At 69.4% G+C, this 1,890-nt stretch carries 1 protein-coding gene and 1 pseudogene; both read right to left on the bottom strand.

Annotated elements, in window-relative coordinates; genetic code table 11:
* Window positions 1-972, bottom strand: a pseudogene (locus tag MKK63_RS01570) (hypothetical protein); the annotation flags it as partial.
* Window positions 972-1,817 (bottom strand): hypothetical protein, encoded by an 846-nt coding sequence (locus tag MKK63_RS01565; RefSeq protein WP_243998064.1) that lies wholly within the window; start codon window positions 1,815-1,817, stop codon window positions 972-974. The pseudogene MKK63_RS01570 and the gene MKK63_RS01565, both read right to left, overlap by 1 nt.
* Window positions 1,818-1,890 lie beyond the last annotated feature (73 nt).

The following is a 1,890-nucleotide window of genomic DNA, read 5'->3' as shown; positions in this document are numbered from 1 at the left end:
GTCGCCGATCGCGGTGTTGGGCACGCTGCGCAGCGCCTTGACCTGGGCGTCCAACTCCCGCGGGCTGCTGGCGGGGCCGAGGGCGCCATCCACGTCGGCGGCGAGGCGTGCTGTCGTGCCGGCGTCGCGGGCGCGGATCGGGTCCACGATCTGCTGCATAGTCTCAGGGCGGGCCGCCAGACCCTGGGCTCGCCCCTGGAACGACGGCGAGGCGTCGAGCAGCATGGCGGGCGTGCCGAGCTGCGCCATGCGATCCCGAACGGCCTGCGTGCCGCCAGAGGCCGCCGCGTCCTCACCGAGCATGCGGGTGGCGGCAGAACCGAACCCGCTCTCCGGGGCGCGGAGACCGCCGACTAGATCGTAGAAACGTCGAATGCCGGCGCCGATAGTCGCCCCTGCTGCGGGTGCCGCGGCCCCAAAAGCCGCACCGGTAATGGCTCCTTGCCGCGCAGTATCCAGATCGCCGCCGCTCCGGACGGCCGAGTCCGCGCCGCCCATGATGGCGCCTGTCCCCATGGACGCGAGGGATCGGGCGCCGAGGCTGCCAGCCCCCGCTCCGAACGCGGCAGGGGCCGCCGCGATGGCGGGCGCGGTGCCGATCACGCCGCCGGCAATCTCGCCGCCGGTCGTGGCGTAGGGGTGCGCCTCAGCGGTGCCTTGGCTGAAGCCCTGAACGTTCTTGAGTTCGTCCGAAAACTTGGTGTCGTTCTGCAGCGAGCGCACGCCCGCCGCCGCGTGCTCCAGACCGGACAAGGCGTAGGGGCCGACCACGGGGATGCCGTTGATGAGACCCCGCCCGACCGCGGCCGAGGCGTCACCGGGCAGCCCGGCGGCTGGCGCGTCCGTCGTGGTCGCAGCCGGCGGGTTCGAGGCGGGGCCGATGCCCTGATACAGCTTGTAGGCCGAGCCCTCGTCGGGCGCATCGATCTCGTATTCGGCCCCATCGGGCCCGGAGAGGCTGTAGGTCGGCATCAGCGAACCCGCCTGATCTTCATGCCGTTGAATTCGTGAGACTGGTTCACATCCAGGCTCGGGATGGCGTTGGAGGTCGGCAGACGCGCTCCGGGATCAGCCAGCGGGTTCGGCGTGCCCTGACCGTACTTGTAGACGTCAGGCGTCTCGACCCTGAAGAAGCCGGTCCGGGCCGCGGCACTCTGAGCGATCTTAGGATCGCCGGCGAGTGGAGCGTGGTTCGCGTCGATCGCGTGCCGGGCACACTTTTCCTGCGCGTCCACTCTCTGCCGCAGCGCCTGCTCCGTCTTCGACCTGTCGCCACCCGCAATCGTCTTACCGAGCTGCAAATCCATGTTGGTCGTGTGACCCGCCTGGGAGACGGCCTTCGCCAACTCGGCCTGCTTCTGAGTCGAGGCAGCATCGAAGCTGTAGGAGGCGTTCAACTGGCTCGGGTCGATACCGAGAAGCTGCGCACCGATGGCCTGGGCCTGGGTCCGCCAGTCCGCGCCCGATCCCGAGATCACGCCCTTGTCGAGAGCTTCCTTCTGCCGGCTGATGGCCGCGAGCGTGCCGACTGCGCCCTGAGCCTTCTGATAGCCGCCGGTGATGTTGTCGCCGATCAGCTTGTCCAGACCTTCGTTGGCCTTCTTATCGGGCTGCGGGGGGACGATGGTCCTGACGTTCGGGTCTGTGCCGGCCGCTGCGGGTGCGCCGCCCTCACTAGCCGCGCCGGCAGAGGCTTTGTCGGGGAACAAGCTGCTTTTGCGAACGGCGATCGTGCCGCCCTGACCGTCGGACTGCAGGACGATGTCATCCTTGGCGTGCGCGTCCGCGACGGAGGCGAGGGCGTCGGCCTTCTTCACCTCCTGATCAAGGGGGATGCCGGACGGCCCAAGAAGGTTCGCCTGCCCTGGCACCCCACCGTTCCGGTTCAGG

The organism is Methylobacterium sp. J-088 (assembly GCF_022829295.1).
In the GTDB taxonomy this organism is placed as follows: Bacteria; Pseudomonadota; Alphaproteobacteria; order Rhizobiales; family Beijerinckiaceae; genus Methylobacterium.
Note: the sequence above shows the minus strand (reverse complement) of the source record. Positions and strands in the feature narration are given on the sequence as shown.